Annotated in this window: 29 protein-coding genes; 25 read left to right on the forward strand and 4 right to left on the reverse strand. The window is 28.5% G+C overall.

Annotation, left to right across the window (positions count from 1 at the left end):
* The first annotated feature begins 6 nt into the window (after positions 1-6).
* From rpsK to AEBR_RS06075, 8 genes are all read left to right on the forward strand, one after another.
* Complete coding sequence (rpsK, locus tag AEBR_RS06040; RefSeq protein WP_129087680.1) at positions 7-399, forward strand: 30S ribosomal protein S11; 393 nt, start codon at positions 7-9, stop codon at positions 397-399.
* Between the two features lie 10 nt (positions 400-409).
* On the forward strand, positions 410-1,036 hold the full coding sequence (gene rpsD, locus AEBR_RS06045; RefSeq protein ID WP_129087679.1) for a 30S ribosomal protein S4: 627 nt from the start codon (positions 410-412) through the stop codon (positions 1,034-1,036).
* A gap of 18 nt (positions 1,037-1,054) precedes the next feature.
* Positions 1,055-2,053: a DNA-directed RNA polymerase subunit alpha gene (locus AEBR_RS06050; RefSeq protein ID WP_129087678.1), complete on the forward strand. Its 999-nt coding sequence runs from the start codon at positions 1,055-1,057 to the stop codon at positions 2,051-2,053.
* Between the two features lie 13 nt (positions 2,054-2,066).
* On the forward strand, positions 2,067-2,417 hold the full coding sequence (gene rplQ, locus AEBR_RS06055) for a 50S ribosomal protein L17 (RefSeq protein WP_128980988.1): 351 nt from the start codon (positions 2,067-2,069) through the stop codon (positions 2,415-2,417).
* A gap of 153 nt (positions 2,418-2,570) precedes the next feature.
* Positions 2,571-3,929: an Asp-tRNA(Asn)/Glu-tRNA(Gln) amidotransferase subunit GatA gene (gene gatA, locus AEBR_RS06060; protein WP_164969503.1), complete on the forward strand. Its 1,359-nt coding sequence runs from the start codon at positions 2,571-2,573 to the stop codon at positions 3,927-3,929.
* Positions 3,930-3,952: 23 nt separating this feature from the next.
* Positions 3,953-5,398 (forward strand): IMP dehydrogenase, encoded by a 1,446-nt coding sequence (gene guaB / locus AEBR_RS06065; RefSeq protein WP_129087677.1) that lies wholly within the window; start codon positions 3,953-3,955, stop codon positions 5,396-5,398.
* 225 nt (positions 5,399-5,623) lie between these two features.
* Entirely contained in the window at positions 5,624-6,151 is a 528-nt protein-coding gene (locus AEBR_RS06070) for a hypothetical protein (protein WP_129087676.1), read from the forward strand.
* A 345-nt stretch (positions 6,152-6,496) separates the two neighbouring features.
* Positions 6,497-6,844 (forward strand): rhodanese-like domain-containing protein, encoded by a 348-nt coding sequence (locus AEBR_RS06075; protein WP_129087675.1) that lies wholly within the window; start codon positions 6,497-6,499, stop codon positions 6,842-6,844.
* 8 nt (positions 6,845-6,852) lie between these two features.
* On the opposite strand, the gene AEBR_RS06080 is transcribed toward AEBR_RS06075, so the two are convergent.
* Entirely contained in the window at positions 6,853-8,769 is a 1,917-nt protein-coding gene (locus tag AEBR_RS06080) for a methyl-accepting chemotaxis protein (protein ID WP_129087674.1), read from the reverse strand.
* A gap of 1,083 nt (positions 8,770-9,852) precedes the next feature.
* On the opposite strand from AEBR_RS06080, the gene AEBR_RS06085 reads away from it, so the two are divergent.
* The 6 genes from AEBR_RS06085 (at position 9,853) to AEBR_RS06110 (ending at position 15,056) form a co-directional block, all read left to right on the forward strand.
* The gene (locus AEBR_RS06085) at positions 9,853-10,176 is read left to right on the forward strand and encodes a hypothetical protein (RefSeq protein ID WP_129087673.1); all 324 of its coding nucleotides are present in this window, start codon (positions 9,853-9,855) and stop codon (positions 10,174-10,176) included.
* A gap of 328 nt (positions 10,177-10,504) precedes the next feature.
* Complete coding sequence (locus AEBR_RS06090) at positions 10,505-10,876, forward strand: hypothetical protein (protein ID WP_129087672.1); 372 nt, start codon at positions 10,505-10,507, stop codon at positions 10,874-10,876.
* Between the two features lie 173 nt (positions 10,877-11,049).
* Positions 11,050-12,933, forward strand: coding sequence for a glycoside hydrolase family 17 protein (locus tag AEBR_RS06095; protein ID WP_129087671.1), 1,884 nt, complete (start codon positions 11,050-11,052; stop codon positions 12,931-12,933).
* 235 nt (positions 12,934-13,168) lie between these two features.
* The gene (locus tag AEBR_RS06100; RefSeq protein WP_129087670.1) at positions 13,169-13,858 is read left to right on the forward strand and encodes a DUF4198 domain-containing protein; all 690 of its coding nucleotides are present in this window, start codon (positions 13,169-13,171) and stop codon (positions 13,856-13,858) included.
* Positions 13,858-14,307 (forward strand): hypothetical protein, encoded by a 450-nt coding sequence (locus tag AEBR_RS06105; protein WP_129087669.1) that lies wholly within the window; start codon positions 13,858-13,860, stop codon positions 14,305-14,307. The genes AEBR_RS06100 and AEBR_RS06105 overlap by 1 nt, the downstream gene beginning before the upstream one ends.
* A 131-nt stretch (positions 14,308-14,438) precedes the next feature.
* Positions 14,439-15,056 carry a hypothetical protein gene (locus tag AEBR_RS06110; RefSeq protein WP_129087668.1) on the forward strand — a complete coding sequence of 206 codons (618 nt, stop codon included), beginning with the start codon at positions 14,439-14,441 and terminating at the stop codon, positions 15,054-15,056.
* Between the two features lie 25 nt (positions 15,057-15,081).
* Here AEBR_RS06110 and AEBR_RS06115 read toward each other — a convergent pair whose 3' ends face one another.
* Together AEBR_RS06115 and AEBR_RS06120 are read right to left on the reverse strand one after the other, a co-directional pair.
* Positions 15,082-15,390, reverse strand: coding sequence for a hypothetical protein (locus AEBR_RS06115; RefSeq protein ID WP_129087667.1), 309 nt, complete (start codon positions 15,388-15,390; stop codon positions 15,082-15,084).
* 54 nt (positions 15,391-15,444) lie between these two features.
* Complete coding sequence (locus AEBR_RS06120; RefSeq protein WP_129087666.1) at positions 15,445-16,050, reverse strand: TetR/AcrR family transcriptional regulator; 606 nt, start codon at positions 16,048-16,050, stop codon at positions 15,445-15,447.
* Positions 16,051-16,245: 195 nt separating this feature from the next.
* Here AEBR_RS06120 and AEBR_RS06125 point away from each other — a divergent pair, with 195 nt between their 5' ends.
* The 3 genes from AEBR_RS06125 to catB are packed head-to-tail and all read left to right on the forward strand — an operon-like array spanning position 16,246 to position 18,261.
* Positions 16,246-16,791, forward strand: coding sequence for a dienelactone hydrolase family protein (locus tag AEBR_RS06125; RefSeq protein WP_228720445.1), 546 nt, complete (start codon positions 16,246-16,248; stop codon positions 16,789-16,791).
* Between the two features lie 42 nt (positions 16,792-16,833).
* Entirely contained in the window at positions 16,834-17,607 is a 774-nt protein-coding gene (locus tag AEBR_RS06130; protein ID WP_129087664.1) for a class I SAM-dependent methyltransferase, read from the forward strand.
* Between the two features lie 21 nt (positions 17,608-17,628).
* Positions 17,629-18,261, forward strand: coding sequence for a type B chloramphenicol O-acetyltransferase (gene catB, locus AEBR_RS06135; RefSeq protein WP_129087663.1), 633 nt, complete (start codon positions 17,629-17,631; stop codon positions 18,259-18,261).
* 96 nt (positions 18,262-18,357) lie between these two features.
* On the opposite strand, the gene AEBR_RS06140 is transcribed toward catB, so the two are convergent.
* Complete coding sequence (locus AEBR_RS06140) at positions 18,358-18,870, reverse strand: hypothetical protein (RefSeq protein WP_129087662.1); 513 nt, start codon at positions 18,868-18,870, stop codon at positions 18,358-18,360.
* 194 nt (positions 18,871-19,064) lie between these two features.
* On the opposite strand from AEBR_RS06140, the gene AEBR_RS06145 reads away from it, so the two are divergent.
* The 8 genes from AEBR_RS06145 (at position 19,065) to AEBR_RS06180 (ending at position 24,281) form a co-directional block, all read left to right on the forward strand.
* Positions 19,065-20,021, forward strand: coding sequence for a D-2-hydroxyacid dehydrogenase family protein (locus AEBR_RS06145; protein WP_129087661.1), 957 nt, complete (start codon positions 19,065-19,067; stop codon positions 20,019-20,021).
* A 114-nt stretch (positions 20,022-20,135) separates the two neighbouring features.
* Positions 20,136-20,492, forward strand: coding sequence for a hypothetical protein (locus tag AEBR_RS06150; RefSeq protein ID WP_129087660.1), 357 nt, complete (start codon positions 20,136-20,138; stop codon positions 20,490-20,492).
* Positions 20,493-20,683: 191 nt separating this feature from the next.
* Entirely contained in the window at positions 20,684-21,208 is a 525-nt protein-coding gene (locus AEBR_RS06155; RefSeq protein ID WP_129087659.1) for a hypothetical protein, read from the forward strand.
* Between the two features lie 166 nt (positions 21,209-21,374).
* Entirely contained in the window at positions 21,375-21,827 is a 453-nt protein-coding gene (locus AEBR_RS06160; RefSeq protein WP_172658860.1) for a cupin domain-containing protein, read from the forward strand.
* A gap of 140 nt (positions 21,828-21,967) precedes the next feature.
* The gene (locus AEBR_RS06165) at positions 21,968-22,243 is read left to right on the forward strand and encodes a hypothetical protein (RefSeq protein ID WP_129087657.1); all 276 of its coding nucleotides are present in this window, start codon (positions 21,968-21,970) and stop codon (positions 22,241-22,243) included.
* A 110-nt stretch (positions 22,244-22,353) separates the two neighbouring features.
* On the forward strand, positions 22,354-22,764 hold the full coding sequence (locus tag AEBR_RS06170; RefSeq protein ID WP_129087656.1) for a DoxX family membrane protein: 411 nt from the start codon (positions 22,354-22,356) through the stop codon (positions 22,762-22,764).
* 53 nt (positions 22,765-22,817) lie between these two features.
* Positions 22,818-23,129, forward strand: a complete 312-nt coding sequence (locus AEBR_RS06175) for a cupin domain-containing protein (RefSeq protein WP_129087655.1) — start codon at positions 22,818-22,820, stop codon at positions 23,127-23,129.
* A 102-nt stretch (positions 23,130-23,231) separates the two neighbouring features.
* Positions 23,232-24,281: a lipase family protein gene (locus tag AEBR_RS06180; RefSeq protein WP_129087654.1), complete on the forward strand. Its 1,050-nt coding sequence runs from the start codon at positions 23,232-23,234 to the stop codon at positions 24,279-24,281.

The following is a 24,281-nucleotide window of genomic DNA, read 5'->3' on the forward strand; positions in this document are numbered from 1 at the left end:
TAACGTATGGCAAAAAGAAAAGTAACTAGAAAAAAAGTAGTAAAAAAGAATATTGCTGACGGTATCGTACATATAGCAGCATCATTCAATAACACAATGGTAACTGTTACTGACAATGCAGGTAATGCAATCGCATGGTCAAGTGCAGGAAACTTAGGGTTTAAAGGTTCTAAAAAATCTACTCCATTTGCAGCTCAACAAGCAGTTGAAGATGCAATGAACAAAGCAAAAGAGCACGGTATTAAAAACGTTGGGATTAAAATCCAAGGACCAGGTTCAGGTAGAGACACAGCAGTAAAATCTGTTGGATCAATTGAAGGTATTACAGTAAAATGGTTTAAAGATGTTACACCATTACCGCACAACGGATGTAGACCTCCTAAAAGAAGAAGAGTGTAAGGAGTAGTTAATGGCTAGATATAGAGGACCAAGAGAAAAGATTGAAAGAAGATTGGATGCAGACCTTGGATTAAAAGGTGAAAGAAGACTTAACGGAAAATCTGCATTAGAAAAAAGACCATTTGCTCCAGGACAACACGGACAAAGAAGAGCAAAAATCTCTGAGTATGGTTTACAACTAAGAGAAAAACAAAAAGCTAAATTTATGTATGGTGTTTCTGAAAAACAATTTAGAAAATACTTTAAAGAAGCTGCAAGAAGAGAAGGTAACACAGGGGCAAACCTTATTACTTTTATCGAGCAAAGATTAGACAACGTTGTATTTAGAATGGGATTTGCTACAACTAGAGCATTTGCTAGACAAATTACAACTCACGGTCACATTTTAGTAGATGGTAAAAAAGTTGATATTCCATCATACGTGGTAAAACCAGGTCAAAAAGTTGAAATTAAAGAAAAATCTAAAACTAACCCACAAATCGTAAGAGCTTTAGAGCTTACAAACCAAACTGGTATGGTTGACTGGGTTGATGTAGATAAAGATAAAGTATTTGGAATTTTTACAAGAATCCCAACAAGAGAAGAAGTTGTTATTCCAGTGGAAGAAAGATTAATTGTAGAGTTATATTCTAAATAATAAATAATAAGGTAAGCTATGAAAAAATTTGCAGATACACCATTTTTACCAACAGAGGTTGAGATAGAAGCTATCAGTGACAATGAAGCTAAAATATCAGCATATCCATTTGAGAGTGGTTACGCTATCACATTAGCGCACCCATTAAGAAGACTTTTATTAAGTTCTTCAGTTGGGTATGCTCCTATTGCAGTAAAAATTGAAGGTGCTTCTCACGAGTTTGACTCGTTAAGAGGAATGCTTGAAGATATAGCTATTTTTATAATTAATCTTAAAAACATTAAGTTTAAAATTAATGGTGATGAAGAACAAGTTATTGTTGAATACTCTTTTGATGGTCCAAAAGAGATTAAAGGTGAAGATTTGGTAAACTCTGATGTAGAAGTTGTAAGTCCAGATGTTCACTTAGCAACAATTAACTCTGACTGTAACTTAACATTCTCTGTTATTATCCAAAGAGGTATTGGTTATATGCCATCTGAAGATATTAGAGATATGGTAAGTACAGACTATATTCCACTTGACGCTTTCTTTACTCCTGTAAAAAAAGTTGTTTATAATATAGAAAAAATGTTAGTTGAAGATAATCCTAACTTTGAAAAAGCTGTATTTACAGTACAAACAAATGGACAAATTACTCCAGTTGCTGCATTTAAAGAAGCAGTATCAATTATGTACTCACAAATGTCAGTATTTAACAAAGTATTTGATTTATCTGAAGTTACAGTTAATGATTCTGGTGAAGAGCCAGTTGAATTAAAAGATTTAATTGTAAAAATTGACGATTTAAACCTAAGTGCTAGAAGTTTCAATTCTTTAGATAGAGCTGGACTAAAATTCCTTGGTGAATTAGTACTTATGAGTGAAGTAGAAGTTAAGAATATTAAAAATTTAGGAAAAAAATCTTTTGATGAGATCGCAGAGAAATTAGACTCTTTAGGTTTCCCAATTGAGAATACACTTCCTGAAAATGTTGCTTCAGCTTTAAGAAGAAAGCTAGAGCAATTAAAAGCATAATTAAGGGTTTGATATGAGACATAAGCACGGATATAGAAAATTAAACAGAACTTCTTCTCATAGAAAAGCGTTACTAAAGAATTTAGCTATCGCTTTAATTGAAAGAGAGAAGATAGAAACAACTGTTCCAAAAGCAAAAGAGTTAAAAAGATATATTGAGAGATTAGTTACAACTGCAAGAAATGCAGATCTTAACACTCACAGAGCTGTATTTGCTTTATTACAAGATAAAGAATCTACAAAAAAACTTATTAACGAAGTTGCTCCAAAATATTTGGAGAGAAATGGTGGTTACACTTCTATTGTTAAAACAAGAATTAGAAGAGGTGACGCAACACCTATGGCATTTATCTCTTTTGTATAGTAGATAGTTGCAAAACTAAAAGGGAGGTGAGTTTCTTGCCTCCCTTTTTTATTTCCCCAAATATTCCCCTAACTAAATTACTTTACCCCTTTTTAATCAACATTTTTGTATAATTTCGCGCAATATACTATTTGTAAATCCTAGGAGATAGATTTGATAACTCTAAAAGAAGCACTAAGTTTAAACGGTGAAGAAATAAAAAAACTAAGAGAAGATTTGACCTTAAAAATCAAAAACAGTAACATCGGTGCTTACGTAGAACAATTAACTAACTGTGATATTACAACTTCAGGTGAAGGTATTCCAATAGCTATTAAAGATATTATCAATGTTAAAAATTGGAACATTACTTGTTGTAGTAATATTTTAAAAGGTTACGTAAGTCCATACGATGCAACTGTTATTAAAAATCTTAGAGATGCAGGACTTAGCCCTTTTGGTAGAGCAAATATGGATGAGTTTGCTATGGGAAGTAGTACAGATACTTCTTGTTATGGTAAAACTTTAAATCCAAATAATCCTAAGAAAACAGCTGGTGGAAGTAGTGGTGGAAGTGCAGCAGCAGTAGCTTCAGGTATTGCAGTCGCAGCACTTGGAACTGATACTGGAGGTTCTGTTAGACAACCAGCAGCATATTGCGGATGTGTTGGTATGAAACCAACATATGGAAGAGTGTCAAGATATGGAGTAACAGCTTACTCTTCATCTCTTGATCAAGTGGGACCTATAACTCAAAATGTAGAAGATGCGGCAATTTTATACGATATTATCTCTGGGCATGACCCAATGGATTCAACTTCTGCAAATGTTGATTATACTCCTGTAGCTCCTAACTTAAACAGCAATAGAAAACTAAAAATTGCAGTTATTGATAACTTTGTTGAACAAGCAAGTGATGAGATAAAACAAGGTTTTGCAAAAGCAGTTAAAGCTTTTGAAGAAGCTGGGCATGAGATTGTTCACAAAAATATGCTTGATACTGATAAGATTCTTTCATCTTATTACATTGTTGCAACTGCAGAGGCTAGTGCAAATCTATCTAGGTTTGATGGTGTACGATATGGAAATAGAAAAGGTGAGGGTGGACTTAAAGATATGTATACTCAAACAAAATCTCAAGGTTTTGGTGACGAGGTACAAAAAAGAATCATGTTAGGTTCTTTTGTTTTAAGTTCAGGATATTATGACGCTTATTATATTAAAGCACAAAAAGTAAGACACTTAATAAAAGATGAGTATGAACAAATTTTTAAAGATGCAGATTTAATCCTTTCTCCAGTTGCACCAACAACTGCTCCTGAGTTTGGAAGTTTTAAAACTTCATTGGAGATGTATTTAAGTGATATTTATACAATCTCAGTAAATCTAGCTGGTCTTCCAGCAATCTCACTTCCTGTTGATAGAGACAGTGAGGGTATGCCAATAGGTTTACAATTAATTGGAAAAGCTTACAATGAGCAAACTCTATTTGATGGTGCTTTAGCATTAGAAAAAGCTGTTAATTACAAATAATTAAAAATTACAAAAGGCATAGTATGAAAATTAGAAAAAGAGCATTGACATTTGAAGATGTTTTATTGGTTCCTGCAAAATCAGAAGTTTTACCTAAAGAGGTATGTTTAAAATCAAAATTAACAAAAAATATTTCACTTAATATTCCTTTTGTAAGTGCAGCTATGGATACAGTTACTGAGTATCAAGCGGCAATTGCAATGGCTAGACTTGGTGGTATTGGTATTATTCATAAAAATATGGATATTGAGTCACAAGTACTACAATGTAAAAAAGTTAAAAAAAGTGAATCTGGAATGATTATAGATCCAGTTACAATTAAAAAGACTCAAACTCTACAAGATGCAGAGGATATTATGGCATCTTATAAAATCTCTGGAGTTCCAGTTGTAGATGATAATAATATTTTATTAGGAATTCTAACAAATAGAGATATGAGATTTACTAAAGATTACTCTCAATTAGTACAAGACAAAATGACTCTTATGCCACTTGTTACTGGAAAAGAGGGAACAACACTTGATGAAGCTGCTGATATTATGCACCAAAATAAATTTGAAAAATTACCAATTGTTGATAAAAACAATAAACTAATTGGTCTTATTACAATCAAAGATATAAACAAAAAAAGAGAATATCCAAATGCAAATAAAGATGAGTTTGGAAGACTTAGAGTTGGAGCAGCAATTGGTGTAGGACAACTAGATAGAGCAAGAGCTTTAGTAGAAGTTGGAGTTGATGTTTTAGTTTTAGATTCAGCTCATGGACACTCAAAAGGTATTTTAGATACAGTAAAAGCAATTAAAAAAGAACTAAAAGTTGATATTATTGCAGGAAATGTTGCAACAGCTGAAGCTACAGCTGATTTAATAGCTTGTGGAGCAGATGCTGTTAAAGTTGGAATTGGACCTGGATCTATTTGTACAACAAGAATTGTTGCAGGTGTTGGTGTCCCTCAAATATCTGCAATTGATGAGTGTGCGGCAGAGGGTGCTAAACATGGAGTTCCAATTATTGCTGATGGGGGTATTAAGTTTTCTGGTGATGTTGCAAAAGCTTTAGCAGTTGGTGCAAGTGCCGTTATGATGGGAAGTGCTTTGGCTGGAACAGAAGAGTCTCCAGGTGAAGTTATTTTATCTCATGGTAGAAAATTTAAAACATATAGAGGAATGGGTTCAATTGGAGCTATGACAAAAGGAAGTACAGATAGATATTTCCAAGAGGGAACAGCTGCAGATAAACTTGTACCTGAAGGTATTGAAGGAATGGTTCCATATAGAGGAGCTATTGGGGATATTATCCACCAATTTGTTGGAGGATTAAGAAGCTCAATGGGATACTTAGGAAGTAAAGATATCTTAACATTCCAACAAAGAGCAGAGTTTGTAGAGATTACGAGTGCGGGGCTTAAAGAGAGTCATGTGCATGATGTTACCATCACAAATGAAGCTCCTAATTACCACATCTAGAAAGTGAAAAGGTGATGTTTTAAACATCATCTTTTCGCTTTACTCTGCGTTGAACTGAAAATTTTAATGCTCACGTACTTGCGTGTACGCTTCTCTTAAAATTTTCACTTCGCCTTGATTAAAACTAAAATCTAATATTTATAACATCACTTTTTTAACATCTTTTGTATTTAGATTTTATTATTTTTATAATTATTTTGATAGAATATTATTATAAGGATAGTAATGGATAGAAATAAATTAAAAATTATTTATGATGAATATGGAAAAATTATCAGTGTTTTTATTTCAATAGTAGCATTATATGTAAGTATATTATCTTTTAATGAAAATAAAAAAGCTAATTTAATTAATGAAGAAGTAATAAGACCTATATTAACAATCGAAAATTTTGATGCTCAATATAGCAAAAATAAAATAAAATTTAAATTTAGTTTAAAAAATATTGGAAAATCAACAGCAGTAATAGATAATTTCCAAATTGCAACTTTAAAATTGGGTAGTGATTTTGTAAAAAAGTATGATACTTTGAAGAATAGAATTGTTCAACCTAATGGGATAACACAAGAAGAATTAGTTATTGATAGATTTATATCAAGTAATAATTCAAATGTTGAAATTGATCAAACTAAAATAAATCCAAAATTAATTTCTTTTATTTTTAAATATAAAGTAAGAAATAAAAGCTTTTTATATTATGAAGAAAATACAACTGGAATGAGTTTTAACTGGAATGAAGTAGATAAAATATAAGCATTACATGTTTAATAAAAGATTACTTTTAATAGAAGAAGTAAATGAAAATATTGAAAGCAAATAAAAATAGCACCCCAGAGAATGAATCTCCACTTTTATAATAATTATTGAGTATCACACCAACTAAAACAAAATGGTACTAAAAAAAAATAAAGGGGACAGAAATAAAGGAAAATAAAGGGGACAGGCACCTTTTTAATTAAGAATTACATATCAGTGAAAGAATCTCTATTTTCCCCTTATTCTTCAATGTTATATTGAAAATATATACTTAATAAAGAGCAAGAATTAAACTCAAATAGATATAATCTACTTTCCAAAAAGTTTACTTAGGAAAAATTTATGAACGAAACTATAATTTATCCAATTCTTGTAATAATAGCTTTTATAGCTTACAAAAAATATAGTTATTACAAAGTATTAACACTTGTGCCATCTCTTTTAATGCAGGGTGGACAAATCATTGATGTTAGAACAAAAGATGAGTTTACTTTAGCTCACAAAGAAGGTAGTGTCAATATTCCACTAGATATACTTGAAAATAGGGTGAATGAGCTAAATAATAGTAAACCTATAATTGTTTGTTGTGCTAGTGGAAGTAGAAGTGCTTTAGCAAGAAGACTTTTAATTACAAAAGGTTTTGAAAACGTACATAATGCAGGTAATTGGAAGTCTCTTATAAAGTTTTAGAATCTCTCCTATTCATTATCAACTATATTTGTAGGTTCTTCCTTCGTTTTTTCAATAGGTTTTTCTACTTCTTCTTGCTTTAACTTTTTTGCTTTAACTTCATCTTTTCCTATAAACTCCTTTTTATCTGCATTTGACACTATTAATTTGGCTATTTCATCTGTTTGTAGTGCTATGTCATGTGTTTGTGATGCTATCATTGCATTTTGTTGGGTTTGTTCATCTAAAGAAGTTATTGCATCATTTATTTGTAGTATTCCACTTTGTTGTTCTTTACTTGCCATCTCTATATCTTTAATAAGTTGTATTGTATTAGAGATATTGTGATTTAATTCATTATATCCTTTAATCATATTATCAGCTATATTTTTACCATTATTAGCTTTCAGTGTTGCATTTTCAACTAATTTTTTTATTTCACTAGCTGCTTCAGCACTTCTAGCTGCAAGGTTTCTAACTTCTCCTGCAACAACTGCAAAACCCTTTCCTGCTTCACCGGCAGTTGCAGCTTCTACTGCTGCATTTAGGGATAAAATATTTGTTTGAAATGCTATTTGATCAATCACTGTAATGGCTTCATTGATTGCAGTAACTTGAGCATTAATTTCATCCATAGAAACCGTTGTTTCATTTGCAAGTCTTTCTCCATCATTTGCTGAGTTTGTTACTTTATTAGCATAATTAGACATCTTAATTACATTTTCTGTATTATTTGCAATATTGCTTGTAATCTGTTCTAAAGCTGCTGCTGTTTCTTCTAAAGCTGCTGCTGCTTCATATGAGTTTTTATTTAAAGTATTAACATTTTTTAATAAAATATTTGAACTTTGATTTAAAGTAAGTCCATTCTCTTTATTTTCTACTAACATTTGTGTAATTGAACTTTGTAGGGTATTTATACCTTCTATTAGTTTTTCTAAAACACCATTTTTTTCGTCGGTCTCTTTCATTACTAATTTTTTAGAATAGTTAAGGTTTGTGTATTGGATTAAAACTTCATCTACCTCTTCAAATCTTTTTTTAGTAGATTCAATCATACTATTTACTCCTTGTTTAAAATCTTCTAAAGATTTGTTTGATGTTTTTTTCTCAATTAGTTGACCATACCAACCATTTCTTACCCTTTTCATTACAACTTTTGCATCTGCAATAACTTCATTATCTTCATCTAATATTCTTTTGGTTCGTTCAATATTAGCATTTATTATTTTTGCCATGAGACCAAATTCATCTTTTGTAGAATCATCTAATCTCATTACACTAGAACTCTCTTTATTTAAATAACTAAAAAAACCATCTAAGCCGTCTTGGAATTTTTTAAGTGATGAAGTAATTATATTTGATACCACTAAAGAAATTATCATAAATAGCGTGGCTGCAAGGATAGTAACTATTGCTAATGCTATATTCATATTATTTTCAATTTTATGAACTAATTTAGTTCCTCTATCATTTAGAGTATGCAGACCATTCAGTAAATTTTCTGATATTTCAATCATTTTTTTTGAAAGTTTAGGACTTGCTTTATTAATTCCACTTACATATTCTTCTATTTTTATTACTTTTAATTCAGAGTAATATGATAAATACTCATTTATATAATTTATAATATTGTCTGCTAACTTCTCCCCAGGTATATCTTCGAGTTTAGATTTAAAAATAGATATTTTATTTGATAAATTTTTAAATGCCTTTTCCACATCATCAGCATTTTTTTCTGTTGAAATTTTTGCAAATTTGAAAACAAGAGCTCTTGCTTTCTCAAAATCTGTTATAAAAGATTGTATTTCTTGGGAGTTTTTAGTTATTTTTTCACTTTTTGAATTAAAGTGCACATACACACTTCCTGCAATTGCAACTATTATTATAAAAAGAAAGGGTAACACCATTAATTTTGTGCGAGTTGAAGTATTCCGTAGTGTCATTATTTTATATCTCCATATTAAATCATTATAAATAATTGTAATTTGTAAAAATAACACACTTATAATATGAAAATTAAATAAAACTTAATATTATAAATTATTAGAAGAAATAGGATTTCTAAAAATAAATAATTATTTTAAAATTATTTATTCACTTATTAAAATAAAGGGGACAGGCACCTTTTTTCAAGTACCTTTTTAGCTTTTAAATATTCTTCGTTAAAATCATTTTTAGAGACAGCCACTTAGCTCTTGTAAGCTCTTGCCTCTAAAAACTTGCCTGCCTTGACTCTTTAAATTCTAAAGCTTTCTAATACTAATTAAGCATATTAATATATTTAATAACTTTTTAATAATCAAAAAAACAAGGTATTTTTTTATAAATATTCTTATAATAATCTTTTTATTATAATATAAGAAATAAGAAATAAGGGTCAGGTGATAACGATAACTTTTATAAATAACACCCCAGAGGATGAATCTCCACTTCTAAAACAATTGTTGAGTATCACACCAACTAAAACAAAATGGTACTAAAAAATGCAAAGGTCGTTTTCCCTCCTTCCCGCATTTGAGAAGCCGAGTGTTTATTTATTGTTTATAAAGAGTTTTGTAACTGTCTGAGCATAAAAAATATGCTGGGAGCATATTTTTATGTGAGTTTTACAAAACAGAAACAATAAATAATAAGAGAGGGGAGCTTCTGCCTTCAAAACCCGCGGGTTGCTTTTTATTTTACTTTTTTCAATAAAAAAGTGAATATTTAGAATTTATCTCTCATAATATCTAGTAATTTTTTGCCCATTTTTTACTCCTAAATAATATAAGTGTTGTTTAAAGTTGATTTTTTACTTTTTACATACATTATGTATATTAAAGTTCTAAGTATCGATATAAAATAAACAAAAAAATTATAACTTATAATAAAAATATAGATAAAAATTATTGCATATTGTAATATAATTTTTACAAACATACATAAAATAGGATCTTTTAAGAATATATAATAAATAAGTAGATTTAAGTACTTTATTTATATAATATGCATTCAATAAATTATTAGATAAGTATAAAAGGATTCAAATGATTAGAATAGCAAAAAATACAATTGATGATGTATTAAGTTGGAATAAACTGCTTGTTGGAATTAATTCATCAGCAATTGGTGCATTGTTCTTCAAGCTGACAAGTTTAGAAAATAATATAATTCACTTGTCAGTTAATATCGCAACTAACTCATTTTTGTTATCACTATTTTCTTTATTAATATTTCATACAGTATTAATTAATCATAGAAATAATAATAACAATGATGTCTTACCATTGATATATAGCTTTGTCTTTATAATCGGTTGGGTATCTTTGATTATCGGTTTTTGTTCATTAGTATGGCCATTCACTATCTAACAAATCATTGGAGAGAAATATTTGACCCTGCGGCTAAAATATTTCTCAACTCAACCGTTAGCTGATAAAAAAGGAACTGTATATGAGTGCAAAAAGAGATAAAAAGAAAAAAGCTGAAAAAAGATTCAAAATAATTTAAAAAACAGTCAAACCAAAGAACTTACTCAAATTGAAATATAAAATGGTCTTAAAAAACTTTTTGATCCCTTCCACAATGTAATAACAATTCATATTCTCTAAAATTCAAATTATTTACAAATTTTCCTTCTCTATAATTTTAAAATCTTTTATAGCAAAGCTGTAAAAAGAAAATTTTAAAGGAGAAAAGATGGCAATAATAAGATATAAAAATAATATCTTTACCCATGATGGGCAATCGGATGTAGATGGATTTATCGAAGAGATTAGAGGGGTGATTAGTATCATTAGGCAAATTGAGGATTTTACTGTTTATGCAGGTGTACATGGAAAGACTAATGGAGCATTTGATCATAACTTCAGTGAAGAGGAGTGGGCAGCTACAAATGAAATGGCAAATAGTTTAAGGAATGTAACACTTATTGAACTTACAGATAATGTACTATCTGAAGAAGATATGAGACGTGCCTGCGAAAATGGTTCTGTATTTTTTACATGGTGTGATAGTGATAAAACACTTGAAAACTACTCAATTACTCTAGAAGACAGAGAAGAACTCTAAAATAAACTTGGGGGAATCTCTCCCTTGAGCTTATCTTTTAGATAAAGGGGACTTTCATTATAAAAGCAAATAACAAAGGAGATACTCAAACAAAGTACAGATAAAGAATTCTATGATAAAATCTCTAAATTATAAAATTTACAGTTCATGTCAAGTTAGAATTTAGGAAAAAAATGAAAAAAATATTTTTTACACTTTGTAGTATGATTGTTGCTATATTTTTTTGGTACTACTTGGGTGCGAAAGTTATATTAAAAGATGATTCAAACTCTTTTTCAAAACTTCAGTGTGTCTCTTATGCTCCTTTTGCAAAAGATGAATCACCTTTTTTATTTGATAAAGGTTTGGTGATTTCAGAGAACCAAGTAAGAAATGATTTAAAACTTCTTTCTAAATATACATCTTGTATTAGAACCTATTCAACAGTTGGTTTAGAGCTTATTCCAAAAATTGCAAAAGAGTTAAAGCTTCAAATGCTAATGGGTGCTTGGGTTAGTTCAGATGAAAAACAGACAAAAAATGAAATAACTACTTTGATTAAATTGGCAAAGCAATACCATGAAATCATAAGAGCTGTGATTGTTGGAAATGAAGTTTTATTAAGAGGAGATATATCTAGTAAAAAACTTTATGATTATATAAAAGAGGTAAAAACTGCCCTACCAAATCTAAAAGTAACATATGCTGATGTTTGGGAATTTTGGTTAAAAAATCCAAGCATAAAAGAGGTGACAGATTTTGTAACTATCCATATTTTACCTTATTGGGAAGATGAACCTGCAAATATAAATGAATCAATTAAACATTTAGCAAATGTTAGGCAGGAAGTTGAACAGATTTTAGGAACTTCAAATATCTTAATAGGTGAGACAGGTTGGCCAAGTGAAGGAAGGATGAGAGAAGATGCACTTCCTAGCAAAATAAACCAAGCAAAATTTATAAGAGATTTTGTCTCTTTAGCCAAAGAGAAAAACTGGAATTATAATATCATTGAAGCCTTTGACCAACCTTGGAAGAGAGTTAGTGAAGGTGCTGTTGGTGGTTATTGGGGATTGTTTGATAAAAATAGAGAAGATAAAAGTGTATTTAGTGGGGATGTTTCCAATTTCCCAAATTATAAATATTTAGCATTTGGTTCATTTGTTTTAGTTCTTTTGTTTTCTTTATTACTTAGAAAAAAAGATATCTCAACTAAAAAAATCTTCTTATTTAGTTTTATAAATACCTCTTTTGCAATACTTTATATGCTACAAGTTGAACAGTATAATATTATTTCAAGAAACCATTTAGAGTTTATTTGGGCAACTGTTGTGTTATTAATACAACTTTTTGTCTATTATTTTATGCTGTTATCTATAGTAAAAGAAAAAAGAACAAATATTATTCCAAGTGTGCTGTTTTATTTAGCTTCATTTATTGCTTTTATTTTAACTATGAATCTGGTTTTTAATGGAAGATATGAAAATTTTGAAGTCTATGGATTTACTATTTTAGCTCTCTCTTCCCTTTGGCTTTATAAAAATCAATATTCAAAACTAAATTTTGGTAAATTTGAAAAAGTAGTAGCCATAGTTTTATTTATTGGTTCAATTCTTACAATATACAATGAAACATTTTTAAATATTTTTTCTAATATTTGGGTAATAATTGCTTTAGTTTTCGTCTATATTTTAAATAAGGGTGTAAATAAAAATATCTCCTTTTGGGATTTAAAAGAGTTAGGGGTTTATATATTACTGTTTGCAGCAATATTCCTTGCCTTTAAATATGGATTTGTATCAAATAATACTTTAGCCTTAAAGTGTAATCTAAATCCAACAACTTTGCCTTGTGAATTAAAAAAATCTATTGGTTTAGCTGTCTATTTTGGATATATAGGCTTTGTTACAGTTTTAATTGCTGTAATTGCATATATTATAAATAAAAAACCATACTCGTTAATTGCTCTATTTTTTAGTATTGGTTCGTTGATTCTTACAAATACTTTTTTAGGTTCAATTTCATTTTTACTAGCTGTTTATCTTCTTACAAAAGATGAAATGAAAGGTTTAAATTAAAAAATTGAAATAGGAAAGTAGGGCAGATAATAAGAAAAGAAAATCATCCTCTTCTACTTATCCTTGTAATTTATTCCAAACTTCCTATCCACTTTTCCACAAATCTTATCTTTCTTTCTTTAAAATCCTACAAATTCAACCAAAAAGTTCTAAAAATACATAAGTGTTAAATATCTTTATTCCTTGTTCAATTCTTGATTGCTAAACTCATTCTTCAAATTATCAAGGAGAGAATATGAAAAAAATAGTTTTGTCGGCATTAATTGCAACAAGTTGTGTTTTTGCACATCAAATTACAGCAAAATTGGATTCAAACAACCATTATAGTGCACAGTTTTGGGCACATGGAAAATATGACACTTTTAATATAACTCAATTAAAAGGTGCAACAGCTTATGATGAAAATAATAAAGAGATAGCAACGGGAATAGATTATTCAAAGGGTTCTACACTTTTTATAGCAAAAACTCCATCAATGATTGCTTTATCTTTTGATGCTGGATATTGGACCCAAACTCAAAAGGGTTATGAAAATATAGATCCAAAAAAATATAAAGGGATAGTTTTTAATACATTAAAAAGTATTAAATATGGGAAAAGATACTTTAAATGGAGTGATAATTTTACTAATCCTATTGGTTTGAGTTTGGAAGTTATCCCTTTGATAAATCCTTTTTCAATTAAAAAAGGTGAAAAACTTCCAGTTTTGGTTATAAAAGATGGAAAAGCATTGGCAAATGCAAGTTTTGAAACATCTGATTATGAAGATTTGGATGTAAAAACAAATAGTTATGGAATTGCAAATATTCCTGTAAAATCATCAGGACTTCAAATTATTGCTGCAAAATATTATACAAATGAGATTAATGATTCAAATGTAAATAATGTAACTATTCAAAGTAGCATATCTTTTGAGGTGAAATAGTGCATTTAAGATTTTTATTAATACTTTTTTTATCAAATATTTCTCTATTTGCCCATGGTATTTTTTATGATGTTACAGAAGGAGCAGTAAATATTCGTATCTCTACAGCTAATAATCTTAGTATTAGTAATGCAAATGTTGAAGTTTTTGCGCCAGGTGGAAATCTAGCTTATGCAAGAGGTTTTACAGATGTAAATGGGAACTTTGCATTTATGCCTGATAGCGGTGGCAAATGGCATGTTAAAGTTATAGTTCCAAGTGATCACGGAAACCATGACAAAGAGTTTAATGTTGAACTAAGTGATGATTATAAAGTAAAAGATTTTGATAGAGTTCCTGTGGAAAGATATCTTGGTTTTTTTAGTGTATTAGGAATAATGCTTGGAGTTTTTGGAATATTTAGTTTTTATAGAGAGTATAAACGAAGAAAATTGGAAAAAAAATTATAAATTTTTTCAGAGTTTAACTTTTGATTTTTTAAAAGGGGATCTTCCCCTTTTATTGTATTTAGCATTTTTTTAAAAGTTTTTATTGCTATAATTAGAACCTAACTAACTCAATACTTCTAGGATTTTATCAAATGAAAAAATTTATTTGTCTAATCTTTGTATTTTTAAATATCAATATTTATGCTTATAGTGAATTATATGAATCTGACTTGTACTATTTAGATAATAATGAAGTGTTATTATATAAAATTTTAAATTGGTGGAGTAATAAATCCCATGAAAATAGTACTGAATTCTGTTTTAATAATATAAAAGTTAGAAGTAATAAACCTCTTATTTTAGAGTATGATAAAAAATTTAAAAAATTAAAAGTATATTTAAAAGAGGATTTTGCTGATTTAATATCTATTTTTGAGAATAAAAGTGTTTATCTAAAAAATGAATATATAAATAAAAATTATTTTAAAAGTTTAAAAGCAGAGGCTATTCAAAAAGTAAATAGTATAATTTTTAAAAATATTAGTTTAAGTGAATATGAAAAGATAAATAAAAGTCAAAAAATTCTTGCCTTTGAACTTGAAGGTAAAGTGGCAGGTTTACTAGCTCACAGTGGTAAACTTTCCTTTCACACAAGTGGAGAATTTTTATGTCCATGTCCACTAAAGCCAGATGAAAGATTTGATATTGTTTTTAAGCTTTTAAATATAAAAACAAAAGAGGTTTTAGTCAAATATCTTTTAAAAGATTAATTGTTTAATTTATAGTTTATAGCTTTTATAAATTTTTTTGTCTAAACTCTTGAACTCTTTTTTGCATTTTTTGTGCAATTAAATGTAGACCTTGGTTTTCATATGAAATCAATAATTTCATTTCAATACTTTTTACTTGTTTTAGGATAGTCTCTTTTTTTTCAATCTCATTCTCTTTTGATGCTTTAATTATTAAAGCTTCAATTGTTTCAATATATTCCTGTTCTATTGGTTTACCAAAAGTATTATCTACTGGCGGAGGTGGTACACATCCTGGTTTATTTTTTTCTTCATCCCACTGTTTTATTTTTCTTTCCATAATCTTTTCAAACATTGTTTTTCTTTATAACTAACTGGTTGGTTTAATAATAAATTAAAAAAATATATCCTATATTAGGATATATTTTAAAACCATATCTTTTATATATGAAGCGCCATTTTCATAAAAATCAACTTTAAATTTTTTATTTGTCTCTTCTTGATTTGCTTCTTTCATAGAGTAGTAATAATTGATACTTCCTATGAGCATTGAATGGACTAAAAAAGGATCAATTTCAATAAATTTATTTTCCTTTTTCCCTTCTTCTAAAATAGTAGATAAGATTTCTATAATTTTAAAAAACTCTTCTTTGGCTCTTTCTGATAGATTTTTACTATTTAAAGCCAACTCTTGCATAAGAATTCTTGCCAAATCACGTTTTGTTGTAATAATATAAATAACGGCATCTAAAAATGCTTCAAGTTTCTTTTCGATTGTAGTTGCTTTTTCGATTTTTATTGTTACTTCATCTAAAATCAGTTTTGCCATCTCTAATAGTATTGTTTCAAATATAAAACTCTTATCCTTAAAATGGTAATAAATTGTTGCTTTGTTAACTTTTGAAATTGAAGCTAAATCATCTACTCTCATACCATCATATCCACTTTTTGCAAATAATAATATTGCATTTGAGAGGATTAAAGCTTTTGTTTCTTCTGCATTTCTTTTTTTCATATTTATCCTAACTAACTATTTGGTTGATAAAATTTTACACTCATCAAACTTAAAACTCAATCATAAAAATAGGGGGAAATTCATAAGAATAGACTCAAAATTACAAAGATTCTTCTAAAGTATAATATAGATGACAAAGAATTAAATATATAATAAAATGAATTAACATAGCAAGGAAATAGTATAAAAATAATAATCGTATCAGATATTTTTGGAATAACGCAAGCTTTTAAAAAACTTGCTTTGGATATTGATAACAAAGCAGTTATATTTGACCCTTACGAAGGTGCAGTTTTAGATTTTGCAGATGAAAAAAGTGCATATAAATATTTTATAAAAAATGTGGGTTTGGAGTCTTATTCTGAAAAACTAAAAGAGTATATTAAAGCTCAAACAGAAGTAATGATTCTGATTGGTTTTAGTGTTGGTGCAACTGCAATTTGGAATATATCTGAGGAAAATGACTTAAGGAGTGTTCAAAATGCATTTTGTTATTATGGTTCACAAATTAGGTACAATCTTAATATAAAACCAAAATTCCCAATAAATTTGGTTTTCCCTTCACGTGAAGAACATTTTTCAATAAAAGAGTTAATTGATAATATATCTGACATTGAAAATACATCTGTGCGTCAAGTTCCTTTTCTTCATGGTTTTATGAATGAAAAATCTCTGAATTTTGATTTAAATGCCTATGCATTAGAATTAAAAAACTTGATTAATGACTTAGATAAAAAGTAATAGGTTTAAAATAAAAAATACAAACAAATATAGGACTAAAAGATGAATTATTTAAATACAAATAAAGAAGCATGGAATAGCAGAACAAAAGTACATATAAAATCGGAGTTTTATGACATAGAAGCATTTAAAAAAGGGAAGTGCTCATTAAATCCCATAGAACTACAACAACTAGGTGATGTTCAAGGAAAGTCTTTATTACATCTACAATGCCATTTTGGACAAGACAGTTTGTCTTGGGCCAGATTAGGAGCACAAGTTACAGGAGTAGATATCTCTTCTGAAGCCATAAAAGAAGCAAATGTACTAAAAGAGTCTTTAGGTTTGGAAGCTCATTTTATTGAAAGTGATGTCTGCACGTTTGGACAAAAAAATAAACAGCAATTTGATATTGTATTTACTTCGTATGGTGTGTTATCTTGGTTGGAAAACTTAAATGATTGGGCACAAACCATTGCCAATGCTTTAAAAGTAGGTGGGGAGTTTCATCTAGTAGAGTTTCATCCATTTTTTGATCTGTTATCAGGATATTCCTATTTCCAAAAGAGTACACCTGATATTGAGCAAGAGGGCACTTATACAGAGAACTGTGATGGTACAACATCTACGATTGTCACGTGGTCTCACTCAATGAGTGAAGTTATCACTGCATTAATCAATGCAGGATTAACTATTGAGTCTTTTTATGAGTACCCGTATAGTCCTTATAACTGCTTTGAAGGTTTAGAGTTTGTTCCAAATTTGGGATATCAGATGTTACACAAAGAGCAACACGTTCCTTTAGTATATTCAATCAAAGCAAAGAGAGTTGCCTAATAAAATTATTGGAGTAGATTTATGGAGAATTATTTTGAAAGTCCTTTTAAAGGGAAGCTTTTAATAGAACAGGTTAAAAATCCAAATATTAAAGTAGGGCGTTTTAGTTACTATTCTGGTTATTATCATGGTCACTCTTTTGATGATTGTGCCCGATATTTGTTAGCTGATCGTAATGATGTAGATCAACTGATTGTTGGTAGTTTTTGCTCTATAGGAACAGGCGCATCTTTTATTATGGCTGGTAATCAAGGGCATCGTTATGATTGGGTTTCATCATTTCCTTTTTTTTATATGGATGAAGAACCTTCGTTTGCAGGAGCCGTTGATGCATTTCAAAAAGCGGGTGATACGATTATTGGAAATGATGTATGGATTGGTTCAGAGGCGATGATTATGCCAGGAATAAAAGTTGGAGATGGTGCAGTAATTGGAAGTCGTGCTTTGATTACAAAAGATGTTGAACCATATACAATTATTGGTGGAAACCCAGCGAAAGTAATAAAAAAACGATTTTCCGAAGAAGAAATTTCAATGCTTTTAGAGATAAGATGGTGGGATTGGTCATTGGATAAAATTAAAAAGGCAATGCCCCTTCTTTGTTCTTCCGATATTGTTGGTTTGTATCATTTTTGGCAAAATACAAGAGAATAATAGAGAATTATAACAAGAACAAATTATCTGTAATTTTACTCTAATATTAAAATTCAGCTTTTAAGAAAAAAGAGGGGACATTCCCTTCTTTTTAATTTAGCTTTGCGTATTACTATCTTGCTTTTCTTCTTTTTGCCAAGTTTTTTTTAAGTTGTGTATATAAACAATTAAAATAAAAAATATTGCTGAAGTTACTCCTAATACCAATAACAAACTTGTCTCTTCTGGTACAGTTTCAAGTAATATAAGTTTTCTTATAATTACAACAAAAGCAATCTCTAAAAAGGTTAGGGCATATTCAAAACCATTTTTTATAAAAAGTGTTTTAACAATTGCAAGTACAATTAGTGTAAACAATCCATCTGTTAAAATCATTTTTATAGAGATAAAATCTAGCGCACCTTGATTAAGCGTCAAAGATATCATTTTGTGAGACAAACTTAATATACAAATTGCTAAATAAAGTATCATACTTAAGATAAATACGTGTTTTAAAAGGTTTATTATACGTAAAAATATAATATCAATTCTATTCTCTAAAAGTTTATCAAATTGATTTAATCTACTAAAAACTCTTTCAAGTAGATTTTTTTCAGAAGGCTCTGTCACTTTAATTCCTTGGGCATGACTAATTTTGCGAATAGTAGCACAATAGAAATAAATAAGCAAGAGAAAATGAATAAATATTCACAGAATTTTTTCACTTATTTTTCCTCTTTTTAAAAATATGAAAGAGTTGTGTTCATATTGATATATTTCCAAAATTTAGTATAATCATATAAATTCATTTTAGGAGTTTAAACATGAAAATTGCAATATTAGATGATTATCAAGATGTGGTAAAAGATTTAGATTGTTTTTCTTTATTAAATGCTTATGATGTAACAATATTAAATGAAACTTTCAAAGATATAAATCTTTTGGCAGAAAAATTAAAAGATATAAGTATCTTAGTACTTATTCGAGAAAGAACAATTATTAATAAAGAGTTATTAGAGAAACTTCCAAAATTAAAATTGATATGCCAAACAGGTAGATTAAGCTCTAATATTGATCTAAAAGCTTGTGAAGAGTTTGGTATAAAAGTTGTAGATGGTATTGGTTCGCCTATTGCCCCTTCAGAGCTTTGTTGGGCACTTATTATGAATAGTTCAAGACATTTGTATGATTATATCTCGAATTTTCAAAACAATATTTGGCAAAATAGTTCTTACAAAGGTTTAGGAAAATCTTTATATGGGCAGACACTTGGCATTTGGGGATATGGAAAAATAGGGCAAAGAGTTGCTTCGTATGCAAAAGTTTTTGGGATGAATATTACTATATGGGGAAGTGAAGAGTCAAGAAAAAAAGCACTTGAAGATGGTTTTGGTGCAAGTCATTCAAAGGAAGAGTTTTTTTCATCTTGCGATATTATCTCTATAAATTTAAAACTAAGTGATAAATCAAGATATTGTGTTACAAAGCAGGATTTAGAACTTATGAAAGATGGTTCTATTTTTGTTAATATAAGTAGAGCTGATTTGGTAGAACATAATGCTTTATTTGAAGTATATAGTACAAACAAAAATAAATTTGCTGCACTTGATGTATTTGAAGATGAACCAATTTTACCTAAAAATGAACCCCTTTTAACACTTCCAAATATATTAGCTACGCCACATTTAGGATATGTGGAAAAAGCAAATTATGAGATATATTTTAAAGTAGCTTTTGAAAAAATTATTGAATATGCAAACTCTTTATACTCTTCTAAGTAGTAAGACAATTGCTAGTTGAGAGATGATTTTAAGAGACAAATTAGTAAAAATTATATAGTATTTTATATTATTAAATAATTATTTAATTAAAAATTTAAATTAGTAGGAGAAAAAATGCAAAAATCTTTTAATTTATTAACAGGATTATTTCTATTAGGAACTACCTCTGTCTCAATGTTTGCAACGGATTGGTTAAGTGGTGTATATATAAATCAAGATAAAAAATCTTTTATGGACGAAGTTATTTTTTGTGAAGATGGAAAAGCTTATGCGGGAATGGCACCTAGAAAATATGAGATTGTTGATAAAGGTGATGAAAAATTTGTTATATTAAATTCAAATGGAAAATTTACTTTTAAAATATCAGAAAATAAAGATGAGTTGTTTCCTGCTGATAAATTTACAAAAGATTGGTTTACAACGGCAACTTTAAAACTTGACCCTAAAAGAAAAGATAAATGTAATTGGTAAACCATAACTCTATTTTAATAAAAATAAATCGAATTTAATGTTTTTTAACATTCAATTTGATTTAAAAGCTTAAAAAAACAGAAAACCTTTCATCTTTTTTAAAACGAATTTTTTACAAACTTCTATTCTTTAGAATTAGATTTGTATTTAGATGTGATTCTAAATTACAAAATTAAAACAAAGGATAGAAGATGTTTCTATATATGGTAATGCCAGGAAGAGATACTGAAACAAAAAGGTTAGCTCAGATTGAATATCTAAGTTCAGAATTTGGTGTAGAAGCTGAGGCTTATGAATACACATTAGTTGATCCAAAAAAAATGGTACAAGGTAAAAAAAGAAAACTTTTTATTCTTGGACATGGTTCAACGGATTCTTATATGGGGCAAAGTGCAGAGGTGATGTATAACTTTCTTATAGATTGTGGTCTTTCATCAGAACATTTTAGTGAGATATGGCTTATGCCTTGTTTTGTTGGTATGCAAGAGCAAGACAACTCAGTTACAGAAAATTTTGCAAGAGCATTAAAAACCAAATTGCATCAAAATGAAGAGACACAAGATATTAAACTTTATGCTCCAAGAGGTAAGGTAACTTCTTATTATACTGATAATACTTATTCAAAGTGTACATCAGTAATAGTTGAAAAAGATGGGAAAGAATACGGTTTTTATGATGGAGGTTGGTTACTTGTTGGTGGAAGTGGTGTTTGGTAATATCTAAAATTAAATCTCAAATAAAAAGGCTATTTTAAACTTGAAAATAGCCTTTTTATATTAATACGAATCTAGTTATAATCTCTTTTGAAAATAACAATAAATATTTAAATTATAAACTAACAATTAATAAAACTTGTTGTTAAAAATTCTTTAGGAGTTTAGAATGAAAACAATAGAAAAACTAAGTGAAAATAGAAATTATACCGCCATTAATTTGGGGAAACTAGAAGAGTTAATGGAATACTCACTAATACATAAAGTAAATAAACAGAAAATTGAAGGAAAAGTATTTTTGAAAGAACCAACAAACTCTACTGGAACTGAAATCTCTTTTAACTCTTTAGCTGCAAAAACAGAACAACCATATTTTCATATCCATTATAAAAATGAAGAGACTTATATTATTTTAAAAGGTTATGGTTTTTTTCAAGTAGATGATAACTGCTTTGAAATTAAAGAAGGTTCTGTAATACGTGTTGCACCCAATGGTGAAAGAGGTATAAGAAATGATTCTGATGAAACTATGATATACCTGGTAGTTCAATCAAAAGAGAACTCTTTAGAAGAGTATACAACTGATGATGGCAAAAGGGTAGATTTTAATCCAAAATGGTAAAAGGATTAAGAGAGATTTACCTCTTTCTCTTTTAATAATTTATCAATTTAACCAAAAATTAAAAAGAGAAGATAAAAACTATTTCAAGAGTAATCTAAATTTTTAATGGTAGTATTAGTCAAATAGATAATGGAATTAAAATGTTAAGATACAATCAATTTTTAGAAAAAATAAAATATTATTACAGATTAATAAAAACAAAAAAGATACATATCTACTTAATACTTGTTGGTATTTTAGGTGTTGTTATAGGTTTATACTTTTCTGTACCTCTTATAAATAAAATATTTGCTTGGTTTATTCTTATAGGAGTTTTTATAAAACTATATGATTTCTCTGAAAAAATAGAGAGAGATATTATTCCCTATGATTTTAATAAACTTCTTCCTCCTCCAAAAAAGAAAGATAAAAATTAATAGTTACATTGCAAGTTTATAAATTTTTATAAAAAACAGCTTCATAAATAGGAATGATTATCAAAATTAAGAATTATAAAGATATACTTTCATTTTTTTAAGGATGAAGGATGAATAATTTATTAAAAATTAGTAGAATAGCCCTTGGAGCTATTTTTATTTGGTATGGGATTTTGAAATTTTTCCCAAATTTAAGCCCTGCAGAAGTGTTAGCTACAAAAACTATAGATATATTGTTTTTCAATTTGATCCCTGCAAATATCTCTATTAAACTTTTAGCTATTTGGGAACTTTTTGTTGGAATAGGTTTATTGTTTGGATTCTATTTAAGATGGGCATTGTTACTGTTCTTTGTACATATGACTTTGACTTTTACCCCACTGTTTTTGCTTCCTGAACTCTCTTTTACTCATGCTCCATTTGCTTTTACCCTTGTGGGACAATATATAGTAAAAAATGTAATTTTCATATTAATGGGAATAATGATATATAAAAATAATTTTGATAAAAGTAGAATATAAAATTAAATAGATAATTAAGTCTTTAAATAGTAAATTTCTTTAAAGGCTTAATTATGTTAAATAATATTTTTGAAAATATAAAAATCAACAAACAAGATGAGCAATTTTTTGAACTATTAAAAAGTGATAATATAAGAGTTGAGAAAATAGTATCAAATGGGCAATCCTCACCAAAAGATTTTTGGTATGAGCAAGATGAAAATGAGTTTGTAGTTCTTCTAATGGGTGAAGCTATCTTAGAATTTGAAGATAAAGAGTATAGCCTAAAAGAGGGAGATTATCTAAATATTCCCAAAAAAATTAGACATAGAGTCAAATATACTTCTAAAAATGAACCAACAATCTGGTTGGCAATTTTTTATTAAACCTTCTTTTTTAAATAATCTATAAAATCTATAAATAAATTATCTTTATATTTAAGAGATATTGCATTAAAATAATCTTTAAACTTATTTAAAGGATCTTTCATGTCAATTCTTGCTGAAACTTCAAGTAGCCTTGAACAGATAAAATTAGTCCTTGAAAAAGAACTTCCAATGTATAGAGAAGCTTTTTGTGATAGAACTTGTTTTATTATGGCTTGTTTATCCGAACTTGTTTATCTAAAATTTAATAAACCAATATTAGATCCAAATGACAAAGAACTAGTTAAAAAAGTTTCAAATCTTTTAGTAGATGAGAGTAAACTTTCAAACTTATATAAACTTTTAGAGCTACTCTCTTATAACCATGAAGAGGAGAAAGAGAAGTTAAAAAAAGAGTTAGATATTTTAGATTTTCAAATTGACAAACTTTTTAATAAAGAGGGAACGCAAGCTATGATTGTTTCCACTTCAAAGTTTTATGCTTTAGTTTTTAGAGGAACAGAAGCAACAAGTATAGCGGATATAAAATCTGATTTAAAAGCAAAACAGACAAAATGTGAACTTGGAGGTAAAATCCATACTGGCTTTAAAGAAGCTTTTGAGTTAGTACAAAAAGAGATACAGGACTACATTGATGAAAATCTAAAGGATAAACCTCTTCTTATTACTGGACATAGTTTGGGTGGTGCACTTGCAACTGTTGCAACAAAAAGTTTAAAGTATGAAAAAATAGCAGCTTGTTATACCTTTGGTTCTCCCCGTGTGGGAGATGAGATATGGATGCTTGGAATAAAAGCTCCTGTATATAGAATTGTAAATTCAGCCGACCCTGTTACGATGCTTCCTTTTGGTACAGAAGCAGTTGATATATTAACTCTTTTGTTTAGATTTGTTCCATATATTGGAGAGAAAATTAGCAGATATTTAGAGTCAAACTTTAGTGGTTATTCCCATTCAGGATATATGAGATATTTGACGAATATTGAAAATGGCGAGTTTGAAAAGGCAGAGCTAGTATATTCAGTTAGTTTTTTACGAAGAATAAGGGCTTATATATTAAGGAAAATACCATTTTCAAGTATTCCAGCTGATCATGCAATTAGTGTATATAGAAAAAAACTACATTTTATAGCTTTTAAAAGAAATCAATAA

The sequence above is a fragment of the Halarcobacter ebronensis genome (assembly GCF_013201825.1).
In the GTDB taxonomy this organism is placed as follows: Bacteria; Campylobacterota; Campylobacteria; order Campylobacterales; family Arcobacteraceae; genus Halarcobacter; species Halarcobacter ebronensis.